The 22,471-nt window shown below is 71.5% G+C and carries 16 protein-coding genes; 2 read left to right on the plus strand and 14 right to left on the minus strand.

Going from position 1 to position 22,471, the window contains the following annotated elements; translation table 11 throughout:
* Positions 1–392 precede the first annotated feature (392 nt).
* From GCU69_RS26925 to GCU69_RS26990, 14 genes are all read right to left on the minus strand, one after another.
* Complete coding sequence (locus GCU69_RS26925) at positions 393–1,193, minus strand: TIGR03936 family radical SAM-associated protein (protein ID WP_098751882.1); 801 nt, start codon at positions 1,191–1,193, stop codon at positions 393–395.
* A 244-nt stretch (positions 1,194–1,437) separates the two neighbouring features.
* Positions 1,438–3,363, minus strand: a complete 1,926-nt coding sequence (locus GCU69_RS26930; RefSeq protein ID WP_098751883.1) for a TIGR03960 family B12-binding radical SAM protein — start codon at positions 3,361–3,363, stop codon at positions 1,438–1,440.
* Positions 3,364–3,616: 253 nt separating this feature from the next.
* Positions 3,617–5,536, minus strand: a complete 1,920-nt coding sequence (locus GCU69_RS26935) for a CYTH and CHAD domain-containing protein (protein WP_156207418.1) — start codon at positions 5,534–5,536, stop codon at positions 3,617–3,619.
* Between the two features lie 215 nt (positions 5,537–5,751).
* Complete coding sequence (locus GCU69_RS26940) at positions 5,752–6,834, minus strand: hypothetical protein (protein WP_235978723.1); 1,083 nt, start codon at positions 6,832–6,834, stop codon at positions 5,752–5,754.
* Entirely contained in the window at positions 6,822–7,478 is a 657-nt protein-coding gene (locus tag GCU69_RS26945; RefSeq protein ID WP_235978724.1) for a hypothetical protein, read from the minus strand. The genes GCU69_RS26940 and GCU69_RS26945 overlap by 13 nt, the downstream gene beginning before the upstream one ends.
* A 203-nt stretch (positions 7,479–7,681) precedes the next feature.
* A complete protein-coding gene (gene rodA / locus GCU69_RS26950; RefSeq protein ID WP_098751886.1) occupies positions 7,682–8,875 on the minus strand; it encodes a rod shape-determining protein RodA in 1,194 nt (397 codons plus the stop codon).
* Positions 8,872–11,235: a penicillin-binding protein 2 gene (mrdA, locus tag GCU69_RS26955; protein ID WP_156207419.1), complete on the minus strand. Its 2,364-nt coding sequence runs from the start codon at positions 11,233–11,235 to the stop codon at positions 8,872–8,874. Before mrdA ends, rodA begins: the two co-directional genes overlap by 4 nt.
* Before the next feature lie 55 nt (positions 11,236–11,290).
* Positions 11,291–12,040: a rod shape-determining protein MreD gene (gene mreD, locus GCU69_RS26960; RefSeq protein ID WP_098751888.1), complete on the minus strand. Its 750-nt coding sequence runs from the start codon at positions 12,038–12,040 to the stop codon at positions 11,291–11,293.
* 3 nt (positions 12,041–12,043) lie between these two features.
* Positions 12,044–12,997, minus strand: coding sequence for a rod shape-determining protein MreC (gene mreC, locus GCU69_RS26965; protein ID WP_098751889.1), 954 nt, complete (start codon positions 12,995–12,997; stop codon positions 12,044–12,046).
* 168 nt (positions 12,998–13,165) lie between these two features.
* The gene (locus GCU69_RS26970) at positions 13,166–14,185 is read right to left on the minus strand and encodes a rod shape-determining protein (protein WP_098751890.1); all 1,020 of its coding nucleotides are present in this window, start codon (positions 14,183–14,185) and stop codon (positions 13,166–13,168) included.
* 501 nt (positions 14,186–14,686) lie between these two features.
* Complete coding sequence (gene ndk / locus GCU69_RS26975) at positions 14,687–15,100, minus strand: nucleoside-diphosphate kinase (RefSeq protein WP_156207420.1); 414 nt, start codon at positions 15,098–15,100, stop codon at positions 14,687–14,689.
* A gap of 453 nt (positions 15,101–15,553) precedes the next feature.
* Positions 15,554–15,928 carry a DUF4233 domain-containing protein gene (locus GCU69_RS26980; protein WP_098751893.1) on the minus strand — a complete coding sequence of 125 codons (375 nt, stop codon included), beginning with the start codon at positions 15,926–15,928 and terminating at the stop codon, positions 15,554–15,556.
* A gap of 4 nt (positions 15,929–15,932) precedes the next feature.
* Positions 15,933–17,459: a bifunctional tetrahydrofolate synthase/dihydrofolate synthase gene (gene folC, locus GCU69_RS26985; protein WP_156207421.1), complete on the minus strand. Its 1,527-nt coding sequence runs from the start codon at positions 17,457–17,459 to the stop codon at positions 15,933–15,935.
* A 226-nt stretch (positions 17,460–17,685) separates the two neighbouring features.
* Positions 17,686–20,322 carry a valine--tRNA ligase gene (locus GCU69_RS26990; protein ID WP_098751895.1) on the minus strand — a complete coding sequence of 879 codons (2,637 nt, stop codon included), beginning with the start codon at positions 20,320–20,322 and terminating at the stop codon, positions 17,686–17,688.
* Positions 20,323–20,441: 119 nt separating this feature from the next.
* Here GCU69_RS26990 and GCU69_RS26995 point away from each other — a divergent pair, with 119 nt between their 5' ends.
* A complete protein-coding gene (locus tag GCU69_RS26995; RefSeq protein ID WP_156207422.1) occupies positions 20,442–21,416 on the plus strand; it encodes a hypothetical protein in 975 nt (324 codons plus the stop codon).
* A 26-nt stretch (positions 21,417–21,442) separates the two neighbouring features.
* Entirely contained in the window at positions 21,443–22,459 is a 1,017-nt protein-coding gene (locus tag GCU69_RS27000) for a hypothetical protein (RefSeq protein WP_156207423.1), read from the plus strand.
* Positions 22,460–22,471 lie beyond the last annotated feature (12 nt).

The raw sequence follows: 22,471 nt of genomic DNA on the forward strand, positions 1-22,471 counted from the left end.
GTCTCGGCCGTCTGCGCGGCGGGCGGCCCGGCGGGCCGGGAAACGGCCCGCCGCCGGCGCGGCGGCAGGGTGTCGCTGGGGCTGTTGTTGTCAGAGCTGTTTCCGGAGCTGTTCCCGGCGGCGCCGGTGGGCGCTGCCTCGTTCGGCTCGGTGGGCTCAATGGGCTCGAGCATGCGGGCGGTTCTCCCGTCACGCTCCCGGGCGCCGCGTCTTGTTCCGGCACGGCCCGCGTGATGTGCGCGGTGCCGCTGTCCGGGGCGCGGGCGCCGCACGGGAGCTGTTGTCTCACTCGCCGGTCCCGTGGGGACGACACCGGCGAAAGTCTCCTGGTCAATGCGCTGCCGGACCCGGGTGGCTCCCTGGTGCGTCGACTGCGCGTCGACGGCCGTCCCTTACGCGGTACCTTCCTGCGCCACTCCGCCTGCGGGCGGTGCCTCCGTCGCGGCGGTCTGTCCGGCGGCCGTGGGTGGGGCGGCCGTGACAACCTCGCGGTCGGGCACGAGCGGGTCGGTCACCGTGCCGGTCTCCTCATCGAGCAGCCCCTGCGCCAGCCTGGTCACCGCTGCGGGGACCGGCGGCGCCAGGTCGGCCGTAGCTCGGAGGCCGGACAGGACGTCGTCGGGTCGCACGGCAGGTGTTGCATGCCGCACTACCAGGCGCAGTATCGCACAGGCGGTGTCGCCCGGCCTATCAGCCGGTCCTTCGAGCGCTTCGAGACGTACGACTGCGGCCCGCGCGTCGAAGGTGCGCAAGCCGTTTTTCGTACGCCGCTCGACCTCCACCGAGTCCGCCGCGAGAAAGGCCTCGGCGGCGCCCCGGGCTTCCTGGAGGGTCACTCCGTCGAGCCTCAGCTCCCACACGGACGCCTGGAGCCGGTCGGCCAGGCCCGTCGTGCGGGCCTCCACCGCGTCCACCAGGTCGAGCCCGCGGGGCATGGACTCGTCGAGCAGCACCCGGAGTTTCTCCGGGTCCCGGGGCTCGGTGAGGGCGATCTCGAGATACTCGGCCTCGCTGCCGGTGCCGGTGGGTGCGGCATTGGCGTACGACACCTTGGGGTGCGGGGTGAAGCCGGCCGAGTAGGCCATCGGCACCTCGGCGCGGCGCAGGGCCCGCTCGAAGGCACGCTGGAAATCGCGATGGCTGGTGAACCGGAGGCGGCCGCGCTTGGTGTAGCGCAGTCGGATGCGCTGCACCGCGGGTGCGGGCGGCGGGCCTTCGGGCTGTCGCTTGCCCAGGGCTGCTCAGTCCTTCAAGAGTACGGTCGTCCTACCGCCCCAGGGTACGTGGCCGCGGAGGGCCCGCGCCCCGGTGGGGGCCCCGAGCGGCCCCGAAAGGATTACGGAGAGCAAGCGGGCCGGGACCGGCGCGGGCACGCCGAAGCCCCCGCCGCGGGGACGGGGGCTTCGCCGGTCGGGCCCGTGCGGGGCGGGCCGGGCGCTACTTCACGACCGTGAGCGGCAGCAGCTTCTTGCCCGTCGGACCGATCTGGATCTCGGTGTCCATCTGGGGGCACACGCCGCAGTCGAAACACGGGGTCCAGCGGCAGTCCTCGACCTCGGTCTCGTCGAGCGCGTCCTGCCAGTCCTCCCAGAGCCAGTCCTTGTCCAGACCGGAGTCCAGGTGGTCCCAGGGCAGGACCTCCTCGTAGGTGCGCTCGCGGGTGGTGTACCAGTCGACGTCGACACCCTGCGCGGGCAGCGTCTTCCCGGCGCAGGCCATCCAGCGGTCGTAGGAGAAGTGCTCGCGCCAGCCGTCGAAGCGTCCGCCGTCGTCGTAGACCGCGCGGATCACGGCACCGACCCGGCGGTCACCGCGGGAGAGCAGGCCCTCGACGATGCCGGGCTTGCCGTCGTGGTAGCGGAAGCCGATCGAGCGGCCGTACTTCTTGTCGCCGCGGATCTTGTCGCGCAGCTTCGCCAGCCGGGCGTCGGTCTCCTCGGCGGAGAGCTGCGGCGCCCACTGGAACGGGGTGTGCGGCTTGGGCACGAAGCCGCCGATGGAGACGGTGCAGCGGATGTCGTTCCGCCCGGAGACCTCGCGGCCCTTGGCGATGACGTTGACCGCCATGTCGCCGATCTGGAGCACGTCGTCGTCGGTCTCGGTGGGCAGGCCGCACATGAAGTACAGCTTCACCTGGCGCCAGCCGTTGCCGTACGCGGTGGCGACCGTGCGGATCAGGTCCTCCTCCGAGACCATCTTGTTGATGACCTTGCGGATGCGCTCGGAGCCGCCCTCGGGGGCGAAGGTGAGACCGGAGCGGCGGCCGTTGCGGGTCAGCTCGTTGGCCAGGTCGATGTTGAAGGCGTCAACCCGGGTGGAGGGCAGGGACAGGCCGACCTTGTCCTCCTCGTAGCGGTCGGCGAGGCCCTTGGCGATGTCGCCGATCTCGCTGTGGTCAGCGGAGGACAGCGAGAGCAGGCCGACCTCCTCGAAGCCGGTGTTCTTCAGCCCCTTCTCGACCATGTCTCCGATGCCGGTGATGGACCGCTCGCGCACCGGGCGGGTGATCATGCCGGCCTGGCAGAACCGGCAGCCGCGGGTGCAGCCGCGGAAGATCTCCACCGACATCCGCTCGTGCACGGTCTCGGCCAGCGGCACCAGGGGCTGCTTGGGGTAGGGCCACTCGTCGAGGTCCATGACGGTGTGCTTGGACACCCGCCACGGGACGCCGGAGCGGTTGGGGACGACGCGGGCGATGCGGCCGTCCGGCAGGTACTCGACGTCGTAGAACCTCGGGACGTACACGCCGCCGGTCTTCGCCAGCCGCAGCAGCAGCTCGTCCCGGCCGCCGGGGCGGCCCTCGGACTTCCAGGCCCTGATGATCTCGGTGATGGCGAGCACGGCCTGCTCGCCGTCGCCGATGACCGCGCAGTCGATGAAGTCGGCGATCGGCTCGGGATTGAACGCGGCATGGCCGCCGGCGAGGACCACCGGGTCGTCGTCGGTGCGGTCGGCGGCCTCCAGCGGGATGCCGGCCAGGTCGAGGGCGGCCAGCATGTTGGTGTAGCCCAGCTCGGTGGAGAAGCTCAGGCCGAACACGTCGAAGGCCTTCACCGGACGGTGGCTGTCCACGGTGAACTGCGGCACGGCGTGCTCGCGCATGAGCGCTTCCAGGTCGGGCCAGACGCTGTAGGTGCGCTCCGCGAGGACGCCCTCGCGCTCGTTGAGGACCTCGTAGAGGATCATGACGCCCTGGTTGGGCAGCCCCACCTCGTACGCGTCCGGGTACATGAGCGCCCAGCGGACGTCACAGGCGTCCCAGTCCTTGACGGTGGAGTTGAGCTCTCCTCCGACGTACTGGATGGGCTTCTGAACGTGCGGGAGAAGCGCTTCCAGGCGCGGGAAGACCGACTCGACAGGCATCGCGGCGTCTCTCATGAGGAGCTGGTTTACGGTCGCCCCCCGCCGACGGCAGGGGAAGGGTGACCATCCAGCGTACCGTCTGCGGCGCCGGTGCCGGACCGGGCCGCTTGCGGGGCGGAGGGGGCGGGGCGCTCCCCCCGGGGCGAGCGGGCCCGGGCGTTGCGGGCGGGCGTTGCGAGCCGGTCCCGGCGGGGCCCCGGGCCGGCCGGTCAGCCGCCGGTGCCGAACCGGTCGGGTGTCGGCACCGAACCGGTCAGCCGCCGGTGCCGGGGCTGAGGGCGGCGCGGTGTCCGGCCGGGGCCGTGGCGGAGCTGAGGGCGGCGCGGTGTGCTTCCGGGGCCGTGGCGGACCACACCGCCGGCAGGGCGCGCTCGACGTCCGCCGCCCGCCGCTCCTCGCGTCCGTACATCAGCCCGAAGGTGAAGGAGTCCTCCCCGGCCGCGTGCGCCTGGGCCGCCAGTTCGAAGACGGTTTCGCGGGCGACGACGCTGTCCTGATGGCCGCCGAGGTGCTCCTGGAGCTCCCGCATGTGCCGTACGAGCCGCTTGGCGGGCTTGCCGAGCGCGGGCGCCGCCGCCTCGGCCGCGTACCGGACCCGCTTGGCGGCCTTGCGCGCGTCGTGCACGGCCAGGTCGCGGTCCGGCCCGGAGGGCGCCGCGAGCGCGCGGTCGATGCAGACGGCCAGCCGGTCGTGGTCGCGGAGAACGGCGCCGGGGAGTACGTCACCGGGCGGGAGGTCCGCGCCGGGCAGCAGCGGCGGCCGGGAGAGCAGCGCGTCGAGGGCGTCGAGCAGGCCGAGATGGCGGTCGCCGTCGAGGACGGCGAGCAGCCGCTCCCGCGAGGCACTGCGCCCGGCGGCGGACCAGGCGCGCAGCCGCGACTCGACGGGCCCGGTGACCAGCGCCGGAGGCAGCTCGCCGAGCCGCTCCCGCAGGCGCGCGGTGAGCACTTCGCGGTCCCGGTCGACGCCGAGTTCGGCCGCGAGCCACCGCAGCTCCTCGGCCACGGGGCCGGTGACGGAGCGGTCGAGGACCTTGCCGTAGCTGCGGAAGACGCTGCGGAGCCGGCGGGTGGCGACGCGCATGCGGTGCACGGAGTCGTACGTGTCGAGCCGGACGGCGGGGTCGAGGGCGACGACGGCTTCGACCTGGGTGCGGACGTACGCCAGGACGTGGTCGCCGGCGGTGTACGGGGGCGGCCGGCCCGGGGCGGGGGCGCCGGGGACCGGGGTGCGCCGCTTCGGGGCGCCCGGGGTCGCCTCCGTGCCCGGGGTCGCCTCCGTGCCCGGGGTCGCCTCCGTGCCCGGGGTCGCCTCCGTGCCCGGGGTCGTCTCCGTGCGCGGAGTCCCCGTGCCCGAAGTCCCCGTGCCCGGGAGCGGAGTGCCGGCCGCCGTACCGGGCGAACCGGGGCCCGAGGTCCCGGCGCCGGGCGGAACGGCGCCGGGCGAGCCCGGTCCGTCCGAGTGCGCGGCGCCGGGCGGAACGGTACGGGGCGGAGCGGTGCCGGCGAGGGCGCGGGCGAGTTTGGAGGCGGACTCGGAGCGCCGCAGCCCGGCCGCGGTCAGACGCCGTTCGACGAGGTCGAGAAACCCGGGCTCGACCCCGTCGGCAAGCTCGACCTCGACCTCGGTCCAGCGGATCTCCTCCCCACCGCCGGAGCCTCCCCCGGCCGCGTCCTCGCCGTCGCCCGCGTTCTCGCCGCCGCGCGCTGTGTCGCCGTCGAGCCGCCGCGCGGTGACGGAGTCCACGCTGACCTCGGCGAGCAGGGCGCCGTCGGCCCGTACGAGATGCCGTACATCCCGTTCGGACAGCAGCCGCACGACCGGCACGAGTTCGGCGCGCCGGATCCGGGACCGCACCAGTGCCGTGAGCACGGCCGGAACCGCGTCCGAGAGCGGCTCGCGGATCTCGTCCCGCGTGTCGGGGCCGACGGGCAGCTTGAGGTGCCAGCCCGCGTCACCACCGCCGGTGCGGCGGCGCAGGGTCACGTGCCGGCGGGCGAGACGCTGGTCGGCGGTGTCGTAGTAAACGGCGTCGAGGGAGGCCGGCTCGCGGCGCTCCACGGCGGCCACACCGGGCACCGGGCTCAGATCCGGCAGCCCGCGGCCCCCGCCGTCACCGCCGTCACCGCCGAAGTCGTACTTGCGCTCGATCTCCCGCACCGTGGCCGCCATGCACCGAACTTAGTCAGGAGTTGCCCCGTTGTGCACCCCTCGCACCGGCCGGCGGGGAGGCGCGTGAGCGCCCCGGGAGATTCCGCGAGACGAGTCGCTGTGGTGCCGGCCGCACACCGCAGCACCGCAGCCAGAACACGCGCGTGCGGTCCCGGCTCCGGGATCCTCTGACGGTTCCTGGTGCCCGGCCGGACTGCACGCCGCCGCAACACTGGTCAACGGTTGATCGCCTGGATCTCCCGGACCGTCACCGGGGTTGTGGAATCGAACGTTCCGTCGGGCAGGTCTCCACCCGTGCCGCCGGACCCCTCCCACTCGATCTCCCAGGTCAACGTCGCCTTGAGTTCGTACGGCCGCTGCCCGTCCGGGGTGGAGCGGAGATACGTGACGCCGCAGGGCGGATCGCCTTCGCCGTCCTGCTTGCTGTAGGGAGCACCGATGTCTCCCTTGTCATTGATCCGGCACTCGCCCGAAGAGGGGTGCAGCTCGACGTCCTTCGTCCCCGGGTCCAGGTGCAGGCTCACCGGCTTGGCCGTCGTGGTCGCCCACAGCCCCGTTCCGGGAAGGCGCGCCGTCACCTCGACCGGTTTGAACGTCGTCTCGTCCAACCACATCCAGGTGGGCAGGTTCACGGTCTGCTTGCCGTCCGGGTTCATCTCGACCTCGGTTTCCGGCACCGGAATTTTGTCGTACGCGTATTCAGCGAGGATCTTCGGCGAAATGGTGTGCGGGTCGTCGGGAATCTCCCCCGCGTCCGCCCAGAACATGACCTTGTCGCAGTCCCAGGCCCGGACATCGTCCTCGTGTCCCTCGCGGACGACACTGCGCCACCACATGCCGTCCTTGCCGAGGTTGTAATTGTCATAACCGGGCACGCCGTCGTCCGGCTTACCGTCCTTGTAGTGGTCCACGAAGAGTCCGTCGGTCCACCATTCGTGCGCGTTGACCGCGCCCATACCCCCCTCACGGCCCAGTTTCTCAGTGCCGGCTTTGAGCTGCTCCGGAGTCATCACGGGCTCGTACCAGCACGCCGGAGGCTCCCAATCGGGGTCGGAGGAGGTGAACCGCCCCGTCGGGACCTCCCGGGTTCCTCCTCCCGGAGACTCGATCTCGATTTTCGTCCGGGAGACCGACGAGATCAGGTCGTTCCCCTGCACATCCCCTCGGGGAGGTTTGGTCGTTCCGTCCGGAAGCTCGTCGGCCTGGGCAACGCCGGCAGACGAGATCAGCAGCAGACTCGCGACCATTCCGACTGCGCCGCGCCGTCCGGACATGCCTTCTCCCGTCAGGCCCGGCATTCCTCCACCTCTCCCTCCACCTCGATCTGCTGCGCCTGCCAGACCTCATCGGACGCGCTCTTGGGTTTCATGACGATGCTGAACTTCTGGAAGCTGCTCAGACTCTCCTCAGTGCGGTGAACCTTTCCTGTCTCGATCTCTTTGCTGTACGCCTTCGCCTGGTTCCGGCAGAAGGTGATCAGGACTCCGTCTTCCGACTCGGAGAACTCGGGCCGGTAGTAGCGGTCGGTACCGGTCGCCGTGTACCCGCCGTCCACCCATTTCTGGATCTGGGTACGCGCGTAGCGGCTGGCAGCCTGTACTGAATAGAACTTGTACGCGGGATCGTCCGCGTCCTGCTTCATGATGCCGTGCTTGATGGACCGGAGGTAATTGGCCGCGTCGTTCAGCGCTGCCCGCTGCTCGGGATCCGAGGGCGCCGTCCAGTCGAAGAGCATTTCGTAGTCCTCCGGAACGCTGACATCGGGGCGTTCCGCCGACGAGGGATCGGAAGGATCGGGCGATGCCGATGTCTTCTTGCCGTCATCGGCGCCCTCGATCTTGTCTCCGGCCTGTGATTCGTTCCCGCCACTCCCGCAAGCGGTCATCAGCATCAGGGTGCCGGCGATGACGCCGACGGCGGTGGGCAGGTGGCGGCGCGACACAGTCAACATCTCCTGTACGAGGCGGTTGGCGTCCCAAAAGACAGGACGCGAGCAGTGTCGCGTCCTGTGCGAGCATTCTCTTGGCCGTGGAGCCTTCAGTTCAAGCAGCCGGCTCGACGCCTCCCCGTCCGGTGGCGCCGCAAGCCCTGCCGGTGGCCGAGGCCCGGCGAGGTGCACAGAGCCTGGAGGGCTTCAGGGAGCGGTTACGCCGACAACGGCCGCTGCACCTTGATGGACTGGAGCAGTCCCACCGCGATCCAGACCGCGAACATCGACGTGCCGCCGTACGACACGAAGGGCAGGGGCAGGCCCGCCACCGGCATGATGCCGAGCGTCATGCCGATGTTCTCGAACGACTGGAAGGCGAACCACGCGATGATGCCGGCCGCGACGATCGTGCCGTAGAGCTCCGTCGTCTGGCGGGCGATGCGGCAGGCCCGCCACAGGATGACGCCCAGCAGCACGATGATCAGGCCGCCGCCGAGGAAGCCCAGTTCCTCACCGGCGACCGTGAAGACGAAGTCCGTCTGCTGTTCCGGGACGAACTGGCCGGTGGTCTGGGTGCCGTTGAACAGCCCGGTGCCGTACAGGCCGCCGGAGCCGATGGCGATGCGGGCCTGGTTGGTGTTGTAGCCGACACCGGCGGGGTCGAGTTCGGGGTTGGCGAAGGCGGCGAAGCGGTTGATCTGGTACTCGTCGAGGATGCCGAGCTGCCACACGGCGATGGCGCCCACGGCCCCGGTCGTCATCAGCCCGATGATCCAGCGGTTGGACGCGCCGGACGCGAGCAGCACGCCGAGCACTATCACCACCATGACCATCACGGAGCCCAGGTCCGGCATCAGCATGATGATGGCCATCGGTACGGCGGCCAGCGCGAGCGCCTGGACGACGGTGCGGTGGTCCGGGTGCATCCGGTCGCCGGCGTCGACGCGGGCCGCCAGCAGCATCGCCATCCCGAGAATGATGGTGATCTTGGTGAACTCGGACGGCTGGAGGGAGAAACCGCCGACGTCCAGCCAGGCGTGCGAGCCGTTGATGGTGGTGCCGAGCGGCGTCAGGACCAGCCCGATGAGGATCAGCGACAGGGCGTAGAGCACCGGGACGGCGCCACGCAGTGTCCGGTGGCCGAGCCAGACGGTTCCCGCCATCAGGGCGAGGCCGATGCCCACATTGACCGTATGTTTGATCAGATAGTCGTACGGATCCCCGTTGTTCAGCTCGGTACGGTTCCGCGTCGCCGACCAGACCAGCAGCGAGCCGAGCCCGGAGAGCAGCAGCGCCGAGGCCAGCATCGGCCAGTCCATCCGGCGGACCAGTGAGTCGCGCGCGGTCAGCCGGCCCCAGACGCCCTGGTCCGGGGTGTAGCGGCTGATCGAGAAGCCGTGCCCGGTCACTCGTCTTCCCTTCGTGCTGCCTGGTCCGCGTCATCGGTTGCGCCGTGGTCGTCCGCCGCCGGATCCTGGCCGGAGTCCGCTTCCGCGTCCGGCTCCGCCGCTGCCTGGTCGAACGCCCCCTGGTCGCCGGCCGCCCGGTCCGCGCCGGCCTGGTCCACCGCCGCGTCACCGCCGTCCGTCCCGTCCGCGGGCCCGGTGTCCCCGCCTCCGCCGGACGCGTCCTCCTCGCCGGCGGCGTCCTCCTCGTCGGCCGGTTTCTCGACCGGCGCCGACTTGATCGAGCCGTCCTCGCGGATCTCCGGCAGCTCCGTCTGCGGCTTCGGCAGCAGCGCCTTGCTCTTGTCGATCTTGCCCTTCTCGTCCACCCCGTACAGCGCGTTGTAGATGTTGCGCACCGCCGGACCGGAGGCGCCGGAGCCGGTGCCGCCCTGGGAGATCGTCATGACGATCGTGTAGTCCTCGGTGTACGTCGCGAACCACGAGGTGGTCTGCTTGCCGTAGACCTCCGCCGTACCGGTCTTCGCGTGCATCGGGATCTTGTCCTGCGGCCAGCCCTGGAACCGCCAGGCCGCGGTACCCGCGGTGGCCACGTCCGCCAGGGCGCCGTCGATCTGCTGGAGCGTCTTCTTGCTCGTCGGCAGCTTGCCGTGCGGCTCGGGCTCGATCATCTCCACCGACTTGCCGTCCGGGCTGACGACGGCCTTGCCGACGGACGGGTCGTAGAGCGTGCCGCCGTTGGCGATGGCCGAGTAGATCGTCGCCATCTGGATCGGGGTGACGAGGGTGTCACCCTGGCCGATGGAGTAGTTGACCGAGTCGTAGGCGTGCAGCTTCATGCCCGCGAGGCAGTTCTCCCGGGACAGCTTGGTGACGTAGTCCTTCTTCTCCGGCCAGTCCTTGGCCTTCTCGCACCAGCTGTCCTTGTTGGCCTCCCAGAAGTCCTTCTTCCACTGGCGGTCGGGGACCCGGCCGGTGACCTCGTTCGGGAGGTCGATGCCGGTCTTCTTGCCGAGGCCGAAGTCGTGGGCGGTCTTGTAGAACCAGTCCTTCGCGTCCTTCTTCGGGTTCATCCCGCCGTCCCGCTTGTGCTCCTGGTGCGCGAGCCGGTAGAAGACGGTGTCGCAGGAGACCTCCAGGGCCTTGCCGAGGTTGATCGCCCCGTGGTCCTGCGACTCGAAGTTCTTGAAGACCTGGTTGCCGATGCTGTACGAGCTGGTGCAGGGATAGCGGCCGTTGAAGTCGTAGCCCGCCTTGACGGCGGCCGCGGTCGGGATGACCTTGAAGATGGAGCCGGGCGCCGCCTGGCCCTGGATGGCCCGGTTCAGCAGCGGGTAGTTCGACTCCTTGTCGGTCATCTCGGCGTAGTCCTTGCCGGAGATGCCGCCGACCCAGGCGTTGGGGTCGTAGTCCGGGTTCGACGCCATGGAGACCACGCGCCCGGTCTTGGACTCCAGTACGACGACGGCGCCCGCGTCCGCCTCGTAGTTGCGGCCGGTGTTGTCGTCGAACTGCTTGCGGGCCTCCTTCATCGCCTTCTCCAGCTCCTTCTCCGCGACCGCTTGCACGCGGGCGTCGATGCTGGTGATGACGTTGTGCCCGGCGACCGCCGGGTCGCTCTGGGTCTGGCCCATGACCCGGCCGAGCTTGTCGACCTCGTAGCGGGTGACGCCGGCCTTGCCGCGCAGGTACTCGTCGTAGGAGCGCTCCAGGCCGGAGCGGCCGACCTGGTCGGAGCGGAGGAACGGCGAGTCGGTGTTCTCCGCCTTCTTGATCTCCTCGTCCGTGACCGGTGAGAGATAGCCGAGCACCTGCGAGGTGGTGGCGCCGGCCGGAGCGGCGTAGCGGCGTACGGCTGTGGGTTCGGCGGTGATGCCGGGGAAGTCCTCGGAGCGTTCACGGATCGCCAGGGCCTGCTGGGTGGTGGCCTCGTCGGTGATCGGGATGGGCTGGTACGGCGAGCCGTTCCAGCACGGCTGCTCGGTCTCCGCGTCGCACAGCCGCACCTTGTCCGAGACGTCCTTCGGCTTCATGCCCAGGACCTTGGCGAGCCGGGCGAGCACGGCCTCGCCGTCGTCGTCCATCTTCATCAGCTCGGTGCGGCTGGCGGAGACGACGAGGCGGGTCTCGTTGTCGGCGAGCGGTACGCCGCGGGCGTCGAGGATCGAGCCGCGCACGGCGGGCTGCACGACCTGCTGGACGTGGTTGCCCGCGGCCTCGGCGGTGTACTCGTCGCCGTTGCGGATCTGGAGGAACCAGAGGCGGCCGCCGAGGGTCGCCAGGAGGGAGAAGACCAGGATCTGGATCGCGACGAGCCGGATGGTGACCCGGGAGGTGCGTCCGGTCTCCGGGATGTTGCTCACAGGGCTGCCCCCTCCAGTGGTGCTGTCGGCGTTCCTGCCTCCGGTACGGGACGGGTCACAGCCGCTTGACCCCCTTGATGCGTCCCGCCCGTGCCCGGGCCTGGCGGCCCAGCAGCCCTCTGCCGCTGCCGCCGCCCAGCGTGGGTGCCGCGCCGCCGGACCGGCCGCTCAGGACACCCTTCGCGCGCCCGCCGAACCGTCCGCCCCGGCGGCCGCCGCCGAGGCTCAGCCCGGTGCCCGCCGTCTGCCAGCCGCCGTACGTGCTCTCGCCCGCGCCGCCGCCCGAGGACTCGGCCAGCGGGTCGTGCTCGGTGCGCCGGGCCACCGCCATGACCAGCGGCACGACGAACGGGGCGAGCAGCAGGTCGTAGAGGGCGGCGGTGCCGACCAGCCCGGCCAGACCGACCTGGCGCGCGGCGGTGTCGCCGACGAGGGCGCCCACGCCCGCGTACAGCAGGGTGGTGCCGACGGCCGCGCCGCCGACGACGAGCAGCGGACCGGTGGCCGAACGGACCCGGCCGCTCTCCGGCTTCACCAGGCCGGCGAGATAACCGATCAGGCACAGCACGAGGGCGTAGCGGCCGACGGCGTGGTCGGCGGGCGGCGCCAGGTCGGCCAGCAGGCCGGCCGCGAAGCCGATGAGCGCGCCGGCGGTGTGCCCGTACACGAGCGCGAGGCCGAGGACGACGAGCAGCGTGAGGTCGGGGACGGCGCCGGGGAGTTGCAGCCGGGCGAGGACGCTCACCTGGAGCACGAGCGCGACGACCAGCAGGGCCGCGGAGAGCAGGATCCGGTTCAGGCGCATCGGTCAGTTCCCGTCGGGGGCGTTGGCGGCGTCGTCCGAGCCGCCGGCGGTGGGCGTGGCCGTGACGGTCACCGTGGGCGCGGGCTTGGGCTTCGCGGGCTTCTCCGGCAGCACGGTGTCGCGCGGGTCCTCGCGGGGCGGCTGGACGACGACGCCGACGATGTCGAGCCGGCTGAAGCCGACGAACGGCCGGACCTGCACCGTACGGGTGAGGTCGCCGTTCGAGGGGTCGACGCGGGTGATCTCCCCGACCGGTACGCCCGGCACGAACGGCTGGTCGCCGTGCGAGCCGAAGGTGACCAGCCGGTCGCCCTTCTTGACGACCGCCTTGCCGTTGAGCAGCTGGACCCGCAGGTCACGACCGCCCTGACCGGTGGCGAAGCCCAGCTCGTTGCTCTTCTCCAAGCGGGTGCCGACGGTGAAGTCGGGGTCGTTGGCGAGCAGCACGGTGGCCGTGGACGGGCCGACGGTGGTGACCCGGCCGACGAGTCCGTCGCCGTTCAGCACGGTCATGTCGCTCTTGATGCCGTCGTCGCTGCCCGCGTCGATGGTCACCGTCCAGGAGAAGCCCTGGGCCGCTCCTATGGCGATCACCTGGGCTCCCTTGACGCCGTACTGTCCCGCGCCCGCGGTCTTGAGCATCTTGTCGAGCTCCCGGGCGCGGCTGCGGGTGCGGTCGTCGCTGCCGAGCTTCAGCTTCAGGGCGGTGTTCTCACGCTCCAGCTCGGCGATGCGGCTGTGCCGCTCCCCGGAGTCGCGGACCGCTCCGACGGCGTTGCCGATCGGATCGACGGCCGCGGCCACGCCGTTCTCCACCGGTCCGAAGGCCGACGCGGCGACCTCCCGGGCGCCGTCGAGCGGTGATTCCTCGCCGCCGCGGATGTCCACCGTGATCAAAGCGAACGCGATGGCGATCAGCAGCACCAGGAGCAGCCGGCTCTCTCGTGTGTCCCTCACGTGCGGCGGCGTGCCTTCCTCGTCTGGACCGGCCGGCCACCGATGTCGCGGTCGCGCCCGGTCGTCAGGAGATGTGTGGCTTGTGTCGGGTGGGGTGTGTTCGGTGTCTGTATATCAACCGGAGCGCCGCACGGACGGGGACCGCCCGCGCGGCGATTCGCCGGGGTCTCATCTGCGCGGCTGGGAGTCCAGCACCTGCTGGAGCGCCTCGAACTCCTCCACGCACTTGCCGGAACCGAGGGCGACGGAGTCGAGCGGGTCCTCGGCGATGTGGATGGGCATGCCGGTCTCCTCGCGGAGCCGTTCGTCGAGGCCGCGGAGCAGGGCGCCGCCGCCGGTGAGCACGATGCCCCGGTCCATGACGTCGCCGGACAGCTCGGGCGGGCACTTGTCGAGGGTGGTCTTGACCGCGTCGACGATCGAGTTGACCGGCTCCTCCATGGCCTTGCGGACCTCGGCGGAGGAGATCACCACGGTCTTCGGCAGTCCGCTGACCAGGTCACGGCCGCGGATCTCGGTGTGCTCGTCCTCGCCGGAGTCGAACGCCGAACCGATGGTGATCTTGATGCTCTCGGCCGACCGCTCACCGAGCAGCAGGCTGTACTCCTTCTTGATGTGCTGGATGATCGCGTTGTCCAGCTCGTCGCCCGCGACCCGGATCGACTGGGCGGTCACGATGCCGCCGAGAGAGATCACGGCGACCTCGGTGGTGCCGCCGCCGATGTCCACGACCATGTTGCCGGTGGCCTCGTGCACCGGCAGGCCCGAGCCGATCGCGGCGGCCATCGGCTCCTCGATGATGTGCACCTGGCGGGCACCGGCCTGGGTGGACGCCTCGATGACGGCGCGGCGCTCGACCCCGGTGATACCGGAGGGCACACAGACCACGACACGGGGGCGGGCCAGATAACGCCGCTTGTGGATCTTGAGGATGAAGTAGCGGAGCATCCGCTCGGTGATCTCGAAGTCGGCGATGACGCCGTCCTTCATCGGGCGGACCGCGACGATGTTGCCGGGGGTACGGCCGATCATCTTCTTCGCCTCGGCGCCCACGGCGAGGATCCCGCCGGTGTTGGTATTGATGGCGACGACCGAAGGCTCATTGAGGACGATGCCGCGGCCCCGGACGTACACCAGCGTGTTGGCGGTGCCGAGGTCGACAGCCATGTCACGGCCGATGAACGACATGTTGTTCCCCATGAGGATATGTCTGGCCTTCCCAGCTGGAGATGGTGGCTTACAGGTAAGGCGGGATGGGCGCGATGCGCGTGGAAGCTTCCATCGTAGTCTCGCCCGCGGCTGAGCCGCGCGACGGCCCTCCGCCATTGTCCGCGGAACGCCCGCCCACCTCTGTAATGGTGACGTCGTGTCGGAGTGATGCGTTCCCAACCCGGTGCTCGCATATGCCAAAGGGCGACCGATTTTTTTCGGTCGCCCCAGGTCACGGAACACTTACAGCTGACAACTGATCAGATTGTCGGTCATGCTGCTCGGGGTTGCTCGGGGTTGCCCGGCCGCGATGCGCGGCGTTGCTCGGCCACGATGCGCGGCGTCGCCCGGCTGCGCGCAGCGCTGCCCGGCCCGCGCGCCCGGCCCGGTCCAACCCGGTCCCGGCCCGGCCCGGACCCGCGTTCACGGGCCCGGCCCTGCCCGCGCGCCGGACTTCGCCCGCGTGCTCGGCTCCGGCGCTCAGGCCGCGCCCGGGAAGAAGATCTTGATCTCGCGCTCGGCGGACTCCTCCGAGTCCGAGGCGTGGATCAGATTCTCGCGGACAATCGTGCCGAAATCACCGCGAATGCTGCCCGGCGCGGCCGCGATCGGATCCGTCGGCCCGGCCAGCGCCCGTACGCCCTCGATGACCCGCTCGCCCTCGACGATCAGCACGACCGCCGGACCGGAGGTCATGAAGTCCATCAGCGGCGGGTAGAACGGCTTGCCCACGTGCTCGGCGTAGTGCTGCTCCAGCACCTCGCGCTCCAGCGTGCGCAGTTCCAGCGCGCTGATCGTCCAGCCCGCCTTGCGCTCGATACGGCCGACGACCTCGCCGATCAGGTTTCTCCTGACCGCGTCCGGCTTCAGGATGACGAGCGTGCGCTGGCTCACGGTGCGGGCTCCTTCGGTCATGCGGGCTGCTTGTTCCCCGGGCGTGTTCCGGGCGGGGCCACCGGACGAGGTCCGGGGCGGGGACACCCCCGGACGTGCGCGGGGGTGGGTGGGGAAGAGGCTACACGGGCTCCCCGGCCCGGCTCCGCCCGGCGCCCGGGTCACACCGGGCCCCCCGGGTCTCACGGCGCCACCCGGGTCACACGGAGCCCGGTCTCACGGAGCCCGGGCCACACGGCGCCCGGGAGGTGAAGGCCGCTCCCGGCGTCCCGCAGCGCACGCCGACAACCGGCAACCGGCAACCGACGCGCACCCGGCGGCGCGCCCGGCAGCACCCGACACGCATCCACCGGCCCCCGACGGCCCGAGACCGCCCGCACCGGCTCCGCGCCCACGCCCGCTCGCACCGCCGCGGCGCCGGCCGGCTCAAGACGGCCCGCACCGGTTCCGCGCTCAGGCCCGCCCGGTCTCCGGCTCGCCGGCCGCCGCCCCGGCGCCGTCGCCCGCCGCGAACCGCGCCTTCGCCTCGTCGATCCTGCCCCCGAAGTGCACCGACGCCCACCACAGCGCCGCGAAGCAGGCGCCCAGGAAGAACATCACCGGGACCAGGAAGCCGCTCGCGATCAGCGCGGCCTGGAGGACCCAGCCGACCGGCACCGCGCCCGGCCGCGACAGCGCCCCGCACAGCAGCACGCACAGCGCCATCGCGACACCGCTGACCGTCCAGACGGTGCCGTCCGGCACGTCGTACATCCGGACGGCGACCAGCGCCGCGAAGCCGATCACGAAGAATTCACCGATCAGCGTGCTCGCACACAGGGTTCGCATCGGGTCAGCCCCTCCTCATCAGCAGCCGGGCCTCGCCCACGGTGATCACGGAACCGGTCACCAGCACACCGGCGCCGGAGAACTCACCCTCCTCCTCGGCGAGGGTGATCGCCTCCTCCAGGGCGTCGTCCAGCCGCGGTTCGACCTGCACCCGGTCCTGGCCGAACACCTCGACCGCGATCGCCGCCAGTTCGTCCACGTCCATCGCCCGGTGCGTCGAATTCCGGGTCACCACGACCTCGGCGAACACCGGCTCGAAGGCCTCCAGCAGCCCCCGTACGTCCTTCTCCCCCGACGGCCCGACGACGCCGACCAGCCGGCTGAAGCTGAAGGCCTCGCTCACCGCGGCCGCCGCGGCACGGGCCCCGGCCGGGTTGTGCGCCGCGTCCAGGACGACGGTCGGGCTGCGCCGTACGACTTCCATCCGGCCCGGCGAGACGACCGACGCGAACGCCGTCCGGATCGTCTCGGCGTCCAGGGTGCGGGCGTGCTCGGACCCGATGCCGAAGAACGCTTCGACGGCCGCCAGCGCCACCGCCGCGTTCTGCGCCTGGTGCGCGCCGTGCAGCGGCAGGAACAGCTCCGGGTACTCACCACCCAGGCCGCGCAGCGTCAGCAACTGCCCGCCGACGGCGACCTCGCGGCTCACCACGCCGAACTCCATGCCGGCGCGCGCCACCGTGGCGTCCACCTCGACGGCCTTCTTCAGCAGCACCTGCGCGGCGTCCACCGGCTGCTGGGCCAGCACGACCGTCGCGCCCTCCTTGACGATCCCGGCCTTCTCGCGCGCGATCTCGCCGGGGGTGCCGCCGAGCCGGTTGGTGTGGTCGAGGTCGATGGGCGTCACCACCGCGACCTGTCCGTCGATCACGTTCGTCGCGTCCCAGCTGCCGCCCATGCCGACCTCGACGACCGCGACGTCGACCGGCGCGTCCGCGAAGGCGGCGTACGCCATGCCGGTGAGCACCTCGAAGAACGACAGCCGGTGCTCCTGCGTGCTGTCGACCATGTCGACGTACGGCTTGATGTCCCGGTACGTCTCGATGAACTTCTCCGGGGCGACCGGGGCGCCGTCCAGGCTGATGCGCTCGGTGATCGACTGCACGTGCGGGCTGGTGTAGCGGCCCGCCCGCAGCTCGAAGGCCGTCAGCAGCCCCTCGATCATGCGCGCGGTGCTGGTCTTGCCGTTGGTGCCGGTGATGTGGATCGACGGATACGCCCGCTGCGGCTCGCCGAGGAGGTCCATCAGCGCCTCGACGCGCACCAGCGACGGGTCCAGCTTGGTCTCGGGCCAGCGGGCGAGCAGTTCGCTCTCGACCTCCCGCAGCGCGCGGTCGGTCTCGGGGTCCTGGGGCCGGGCGGGGATGCCGTCGCCCTCGGGCGGTCCCGCCTGCGTGCGGAGCGTGCGGCTGCCGGCCTCGATCACCGCCAGATCCGGGTCGCGGTCGGTCTCCGCGCCGACGATCTCCTCGAAGGAGTCGCCGGTCGGGTCGTCGGGGTCGGGGTCCTCGTGCGGGACGTGCTCACTCACGCCACCAGTCTACGGAGTCGCCTCCGGCGCGGGTCTCCCGGCGCTCCCGGATGTGCCCGGCCCGCTGCCGGTCGCTGCCCGGACGCGCGAGACGCGGGCGCGCCGCCGCCCTCCGTGCCGTGCGCCGGAGGTGCCGGCATCCCGCCCGCCCGCTGCCCGGGGGCGCGAGGGCTCCGGGCCCGGGGGCACCGTGGCGGCGCCCCCGGGCGTAATCCGGCAGGCCGGTTCAGGCCGGGGGAAGCGTGGCCAGCTGCGCGGCGATGCGGTCGATGTCGGCCTCCGCCGTCGCCAGCCGCGTCCGGATCTTCCCGACCACGTGGTCCGGCGCCTTGGCGAGGAAGCCCTCGTTCCCCAGCTTCGCCGTGGCCTGCGCCTTCTCCTTCTCCGCGGCCGCGAGGTCCTTGCGCAGACGCTTCCGCTCGGCGTCGACGTCGATCGCCCCCGACAGGTCCAGCGCCACCGTCGCCCCCGCGACCGGCAGGGTCGCGGTGGCCGTGAAGCCCTCGCCCTCCGGCTGGAGCCGCAGCAGGGCGCGGATGGCCGCCTCGTGCCCGGCCAGCCCGGTGCCGGTCAGGTCGAGCCGCGCCGGGACCTTCTGACCCGGCTGGAGCCCCTGGTCGGCGCGGAACCGGCGGACCTCGGTGACGACCTGCTGGACGGTCTCGATCTCGCGCTCGGCGGCCGTGTCGCGGAAACCGGAGTCCGCCGGCCAGTCGGCGACGACGACCGACTCCTGGCCCGTGAGCGTGGTCCACAGGGTCTCGGTGACGAACGGGATCACCGGGTGCAGCAGCCGCAGCGTGACGTCGAGGACCTCGCCCAGGACCCGGCGCGAGACCTCGGCCGCCGGGCCGCCCGCCTGGAAGGTGGTCTTGGACAGCTCGACGTACCAGTCGAAGACCTCGTCCCACGCGAAGTGGAAGAGGGTGTCGGACAGCTTCGCGAACTGGTAGTCCTCGTAGTACGCGTCGACCTCGGCGACCACGGTGTTCAGCCGGGAGAGGATCCACCGGTCCTCGGGCCGCAGCAGCGCGGCGTCCGGCAGCTCGCCCTCGGTCGTGGCGCCGTTCATCATGGCGAAGCGGGTGGCGTTCCAGATCTTGTTGGCGAAGTTCCGGGAGGCCTGGACCCAGTCCTCGCCGATCGGGACGTCGACGCCGGGGTTGGCGCCGCGGGCCAGGGTGAAGCGGACGGCGTCGGAGCCGTACGTGTCCATCCAGTCCAGCGGGTTGACCGCGTTGCCGAAGGACTTCGACATCTTCTTGCCGAACTGGTCGCGGACCATGCCGTGCAGCGCGATGGTGTGGAACGGCGGGGTGCCGTCCATCGCGTAGAGGCCGAACATCATCATCCGGGCGACCCAGAAGAAGAGGATGTCGTACCCCGTGACCAGGACGGAGTTCGGGTAGAACTTCGCGAGGCTCTCGGTCTCCTCGGGCCAGCCGAGCGTGGAGAACGGCCACAGGCCGGAGGAGAACCAGGTGTCCAGGACGTCCGTGTCCTGCCGCCAGCCCTCGCCGGACGGGGGCTCCTCGTCCGGTCCGACGCAGACGACCTCGCCGGCCGGGCCGTACCAGACCGGGATGCGGTGGCCCCACCAGAGCTGGCGCGAGATGCACCAGTCGTGGAGGTTGTCGACCCAGTCGAAGTAGCGCTTCTCCATCTCCTGCGGGTGGATCGTGACGCGGCCGTCGCGGACCGCGTCACCCGCGGCCTTGGCGAGCGGGCCGACCTTGACCCACCACTGCATGGACAGCCGCGGCTCGATCGTCGTCTTGCAGCGCGAGCAGTGCCCGACGGAGTGCGTGTACGGACGCTTCTCGGCGACGATGCGGCCGTCGGCGCGCAGCGCGGCGACGATCGCCGAGCGGGCCTCCAGCCGGTCCAGGCCCTGGAACGGGCCGTGCGCGGTGATGACCGCGTGCTCGTCCATCACGGCGAGGTTGGGCAGGTCGTGCCGGCGGCCGATCTCGAAGTCGTTCGGGTCGTGCGCGGGCGTCACCTTGACGGCGCCGGTGCCGAACTCCGGGTCGACGTGCTCGTCGGCGACGACGGGGATGCGGCGGCCGGTGAGGGGCAGCTCGATCTCGGTGCCGACCAGGTGCCGGTAGCGCTCGTCGCCGGGGTGGACGGCGACGGCGGTGTCGCCGAGCATCGTCTCGGCACGGGTCGTCGCGACGACGACCTCGGCGTCACCGGACCCGTAGCGGATCGAGACCAGCTCGCCCTCGTCGTCCTGGTACTCCACCTCGATGTCGGAGATGGCCGTCAGGCAGCGGGGGCACCAGTTGATGATGCGCTCGGCGCGGTAGATCAGCTCGTCGTCGTAGAGCCGCTTGAAGATGGCCCGGACGGCGCGGGACAGGCCCTCGTCCATGGTGAACCGCTCGCGCGACCAGTCGACGCCGTCGCCGAGGCGGCGCATCTGGCCGGAGATCTGCCCGCCGGACTCGGCCTTCCACTTCCAGACCCGCTCGGTGAACGCCTCGCGCCCCAGGTCGTGCCGGGACTTGCCCTCCTTGGCCAGCTCGCGCTCGACGACGTTCTGCGTGGCGATGCCCGCGTGGTCCATGCCGGGCTGCCACAGCGCCTCATAGCCCTGCATGCGCTTGCGGCGGGTGAGGGCGTCGATCAGCGTGTGCTCGAAGGCGTGGCCGAGGTGGAGCGAACCGGTGACGTTCGGCGGCGGGATGACGACGGCGTAGGGCTCCTTGGGGGACTTGGCGTCCGCCTCGAAGTAACCCCGCTCCACCCAGCGCTCGTACAGCTGCCCCTCTACGTCGGCCGGCGCGTACTGGGTCGGCAGATCAACGGGGGCGCTGGTGTGGGCCCCTCCGCGGGGGCGCTGGGTGTTGTCGCTCACGGCGCCAGTCTAAGGGCCGGAACACCGCTGTTACGAACCCGTTGCCGCCCCGGGGTAAAGCCCGCGTAAGTCGTCAGGAAGGATGTGAGCCCACGCAGATGCGAAGACCAGGGGGAGAGATGAGCCACAACCAGCCGCCACCGCAGCCGGGACCGTACGGCGGCGGACAGCCCGGACCCTACGGCCCGGGCGGTGCGGCGGGCGGACCGGGTTACGGCTATCCGCAGCAGCCGCCCGGCCAGGTTCCTCCCCAGCCCGGCTACGGCCAACCGCAGCCCGGCCCCGATCCGTACGGCCGGCCGCAGCAGCCCGGGTACGGACAGCAGCCCGGGTACGGGCAGCAGCAGCCGCAGCCCGGCGCCCCGTACGGCGCTCAGGCCCCGTACGGGCAGCAGCCGCCGTACGGCCAGATGCCCCCGCCCCCGCCCACCGGCGGCGGAAGCGGCAGGGGCAGGACCGTCGGCATCGTCGTCGGCGCCGTCGTCGCGGTCGCCGCGGTCGTCGGCGGCGCCGTCCTCTTCACCGGCGGCGGCCCCGCCGAGGACGACGGTCCGCACAAGCTGACCACCCCGCAGAAGGTGGCCGAGGAGTTCGACCGCCAGGGCGCCGGCAAGGACGACTCCGACCTGCCCGCCGGGGAGAAGGACTCGCTGCAGGCCCTTCCCGGGGTCACGGACCCGCACCCGGTGCAGGCCGAGTACCAGACCGCGTCGAAGAAGCAGATGCTGCTGACCGGCGTCTGGGGCGAGGTGGAGAACCCGGAGCAGGTCATCGACGCCATGTTCGTGGTGATCCAGAAGTCCGCGGAGGAGCAGGGCGACGTCGAGGTCCTCGGCAGTCCGGAGTCGGTGGAGCCGGACGGCCTGGGCAGCGCCGTCATGAAGTGCCAGAAGTTCAAGACGACGGTGGACGACCCGGACGTCCCGATCGACCACGCCGAGCTGCCGGTCTGCATCTGGGCCGACTCCAGCACCGTCGGCGGAGTCATGGTGATGGATCCTGTCGCGCTGATCGCGGGCAAGGCGGACGTCGAGGGGGTCGCGGAGACGGCCGCCGAGGTGCGCGCCGACGCCCGCGTGAAGATCGGGAAGTAACGGCAGCCGAGAGGACCTCCACCGCCATGAGCCAGCACCAGCCGGGTCCCTACGGCGAGCCGCGGCAGCCGGGCCCCGTTCCCGGTCCCCACGGTCAGCCGCAGCAGGGGCAGCCCGGCTACGGCTACCCGCAGCAGCCGCCCGCCGGGCCCGCGCCGCAGCCCGGCTACGGCTACCCGCAGCCCGGTCCGAACCCGTACGCCCAGCCCCAGCAGCCCGGCCAGTACACCCAGCAGCCCCCGCAGCCCCCGTACGGGCAGCAACTCCCGTACGGGCAGCAGCCGCCGTACGGCCGGATGCCCCCGCCCCCGCCCACCGGCGGCGGAAGCGGCAGGGGCAGGACCGTGGGCATCGTCGCCGGCGCCGTCGTCGCGGTCGCCGCGGTCGTCGGCGGCGCCGTCCTCTTCACCGGCGGTGACGGCTCCGGGGGCCCGGACGGGAAGGGCGGCCCGGGCGGCGGGCCGGCGCGGGGCGAAGTCGCCCCGTACACCCTGAAGATGCCCGAGAAGCTTCTCGACGGCGAGTACTCCAAGCAGCCGACCGGCGCGGACCCCGCGAAGGACGAGGGCCTCGCCGACAAGGCCACGGCCGACAGGCTGGGCGTGAAGAACGCCGAACAGGCCACCGGCGTCTACGGCAACTCGCAGAAGCAGAGCCTGTACGTCATCGGCGTCCACGGCCGGGTCGACGACCCGGAGAAGTCGGTCGACGCCCTCTTCGCCCAGATCGAGGACCAGAACGCGCAGGCCGCCGCCGGGACCGAGACCGAGACGGTCACCCCGGTCACCGAGTACTCCCCCGGCGGCTTCGACGGCGCCGTCATGAAGTGCAAGGCCGAGACCGGCGTCCAGGGCGAGGGCGAGTCCCGGATCAAGGCCGAGGTGGCCTACTGCGTCTGGGGCGACACCAGCGCCCTCGGCATCGTCCAGCACCAGCTCACGTCCATCGCCGGCGCCGAGGCGTCCGGGAAGGTCATGACCACCGAAGAACTCTCGGTCGAGACGGTCGCGGTCCGCGACGAAGTCCGCGTCGAGAAGAAGTAACCACCAGCAGCA

It is taken from the genome of Streptomyces lycii (assembly GCF_009735685.1).
GTDB lineage: Bacteria > Actinomycetota > Actinomycetes > Streptomycetales > Streptomycetaceae > Streptomyces > Streptomyces lycii.

Coding starts and splice junctions, on each gene's coding strand:
- mreD (WP_098751888.1), bottom strand. CDS start 12,040: ATGCGCCTGAACCGGATCCTGCTCTCCGCGGCCCTGCTGGTCGTCGCG.
- GCU69_RS26940 (WP_235978723.1), bottom strand. CDS start 6,834: ATGCCGGGCCTGACGGGAGAAGGCATGTCCGGACGGCGCGGCGCAGTC.
- GCU69_RS26970 (WP_098751890.1), bottom strand. CDS start 14,185: ATGTCGTTCATCGGCCGTGACATGGCTGTCGACCTCGGCACCGCCAAC.
- GCU69_RS26935 (WP_156207418.1), bottom strand. CDS start 5,536: ATGGCGGCCACGGTGCGGGAGATCGAGCGCAAGTACGACTTCGGCGGT.
- GCU69_RS27000 (WP_156207423.1), top strand. CDS start 21,443: ATGAGCCAGCACCAGCCGGGTCCCTACGGCGAGCCGCGGCAGCCGGGC.
- GCU69_RS26980 (WP_098751893.1), bottom strand. CDS start 15,928: ATGCGAACCCTGTGTGCGAGCACGCTGATCGGTGAATTCTTCGTGATC.
- GCU69_RS26995 (WP_156207422.1), top strand. CDS start 20,442: ATGAGCCACAACCAGCCGCCACCGCAGCCGGGACCGTACGGCGGCGGA.
- GCU69_RS26930 (WP_098751883.1), bottom strand. CDS start 3,363: ATGCCTGTCGAGTCGGTCTTCCCGCGCCTGGAAGCGCTTCTCCCGCAC.